Raw genomic sequence first — 2,505 nt, 5'->3', positions numbered from 1 at the left:
GGCGGAGGCGGGACGGGCGTGGAGGTGCCCGTCGGCTTCGTCAGCGGGGTGGAGACCGTCCACCCCGACAAGGGCACCGAGATGTTGCTGTACGAGCTGGAGGTCGCCGAGCCCTACCGGCGCCGCGGGATCGGGCGGGCGCTGGTGCGGCGGCTCGCCGCCCTCGGCCGTGAGCTCGGCTGTTACGGCATGTGGGTCCTGGTCGACGCCGGAAACGACGTCGCCCTTGCCGCCTACCGCAGCGCGGGGGGCAAGGACGACGGGACGTGCTCGGTGGTGACCTGGGACTTCAGCACCTGAGCCGGGTGGGGCGCCGGGTCAGGCCCGGGCGTCCTCCGGGATGGAGACCAGCCAGCGGGTGTCGCGGCGCGGGCGGAGGTAGAGGGCCCAGTACAGGGTGGCCACCGCCGTGATGCCGCCGGTCCACAGCAGGTAGCTCGTCTCCTGCTGGCTGAGGACGTACGCGAGCACCGCGATCAGCAGGATCGGCATGGCCGGCCACAGCGGCATGCGCCAGGCGGGCGTGTGCTTGTGCGAGCCGCGGCGGGCCAGCAGGGCGGCGACCGCGACGAGGAGGTACATGCCGGTCACGGAGACGCCGGTGACGCCGTAGAGCGTGTCCAGGTTGACGAAGCACAGGACGGCGCCGGGGACGCCCACCGCGAGCGTGGCGACCCAGGGGGAGCCGAAGCGGCCCAGCTTGGAGAAGACGTTGTTGACGGGCTCGGGCCAGGCCTTGTCACGGGCGGAGGCGAACAGCACGCGGGAGTTCTGGATGACCATGACGATACCGGCGTTGATGATCGCGAGGGCCACGCAGAGGCTGACGAAGGTGCCGACGGCGGAGTTGGACCAGGCGATCACCATCGAGCTGAGGTCACCGCTGGTCAGCTCCTTGATGTCGGAGGCGCCCATGGTGATGGCGACCACCGGCACCAGGATGATCACCGAGGAGATCGCGAGGGTGGCGAGCACGGTGCGGGCGACGTTGCGGCGCGGGTTCTCCAGTTCCTCGGAGAGGTAGACGGCGGTCGAGAAGCCCTGGGTTGCGAAGAGGGCGATGGCGAGCCCGGAGATGACGAGCATGGCCGTCACGGGGTCGGTGTGGCCGGCCGAGTCGGCCACCTTCATGGAGACCAGGCTGCCGATCCCGCGCTGGCTGTGCGCGAAGCCCAGCATGGCGACCACGCCGGCGGCGATGACCTCCAGGACCAGGAAGATGCCGGTGATCCAGGCGTTGGCCCGCAGGTCCAGCAGACCGGCGAGGGTGGCCAGCAGCATCACGCCGGCGCCGGTCATCGCCGGGTCGAGGTGCACGATCGGTGCCAGGTAGTCAGCCGTGCCCATCGCGATCACCGGCGGGACGATCATGACGACCAGCAGGGACAGCACGAAGACCAGCCAGCCCGTCAGCCGCCCGGCCATCGTGGAGACCATGGCGTACTCGCCGCCCGCGCTGGGGACGAGGGTGCCCAGCTCGGAGTAGCAGAACGCCACGGCGATACAGAGGAGGGAGCCGATGGCGATCGTCAGGGCGGTGGCGGTGCCGAGCGAGCCGAACAGGTCGGGGACGACCACGAAGAGGGTGGAGGCGGGGGTGACGCACGAGAGGGTGAGCAGGGTGCCGCCGACGACGCCGATGGAACGCTTGAGCGTCTGGGGACTGTCGGACGCCTCTGTCAGGTCGGTGTCGACAGGGCGGAGCGTGTCGGTCATGCGGCGGTTCCGATCGACTTGTGAGGGTGAGGGTGGAGTCGGGAGCGCTATCGCCTCCGGCGGCTCGTCTGCGTTCGTCTCGTCCGCTCCCGGCGCTGCATAGAACCCCGACGAAAACCACCGCGTCAATGGCCGTTTACCTTCGAAATCCGCACTTGCGGAGGGGTGTACGCCACATCACATTCGCAGGCAACCAGGGCAGATTGGCGTAATCATCAAGCTCTTTCAACGAATGACCTTTACTTCAAAGGCAATCGGGCGCGAACTCCTTCGTCATCCGTTTCATCCCTGCAAACTGGAACCGAAGCTAGGGCATCAAAAAAATGTCAACGAGTCCGGTATCCGGACGCACATCTCGGGCGGCTCGGGGAAGCGGCCGGGGCCGGACGCACGGATGCCCCGCCCTCTCCCACAGGGAGGGCGGGGCATCCGTGCGCCGGCTCAGCTTGGCGTTTATGCTGCCTGCCGCTTTGAGGCGGGCTTCGCAGTGTCCGTTTTGTTTTGTTTTCCGACGGGGTGCTCGCGGGCTCGGCGCCTGTTCTTCGAGCCCGCCGGCCGACCGGGGCCTGCCGTACTGGATTTCGGTGCGCAGGCTGGCTGAGGCGTCTTCCCGTGGAGGCCGCGGAATCCCCGGCGGACGCGGGCGGGGGTGAGGCGGCCGGGCCGGGCGGACTGTTCCCAGGGCCTGCGGAGGTCCTCGGCCCGTGGCCGGGCGAGGCGGCGTTGGGGGTGAGCGACGATGACCAGCCAGGTCCAGCGGTCCGCCGCCTCGGGGGTGCGGAGCTTCTG

Annotated in this window: 2 protein-coding genes and 1 pseudogene; 1 reads left to right on the top strand and 2 read right to left on the bottom strand. The window is 69.2% G+C overall.

All coding sequences use genetic code 11. From position 1 onward, the window contains the following. Positions 1–300: GNAT family N-acetyltransferase (locus BZY54_RS45575; protein ID WP_143668320.1), on the top strand; the 300-nt coding region annotated here is incomplete at its 5' end. An 18-nt stretch (positions 301–318) separates the two neighbouring features. Here the strand turns inward: BZY54_RS45575 and BZY54_RS45570 are convergent. Both BZY54_RS45570 and BZY54_RS54230 read right to left on the bottom strand, forming a co-directional pair. Continuing rightward, positions 319–1,716, bottom strand: a complete 1,398-nt coding sequence (locus tag BZY54_RS45570) for an APC family permease (protein WP_086731224.1) — start codon at positions 1,714–1,716, stop codon at positions 319–321. A gap of 453 nt (positions 1,717–2,169) precedes the next feature. After that, positions 2,170–2,505, bottom strand: a pseudogene (locus tag BZY54_RS54230) (NF041680 family putative transposase); the annotation flags it as partial.

Origin of the sequence: Streptomyces carpinensis (assembly GCF_002154505.1) — a bacterium.
GTDB lineage: Bacteria > Actinomycetota > Actinomycetes > Streptomycetales > Streptomycetaceae > Streptomyces > Streptomyces carpinensis.
This window is presented reverse-complemented; position numbering and strand designations above follow the sequence as displayed.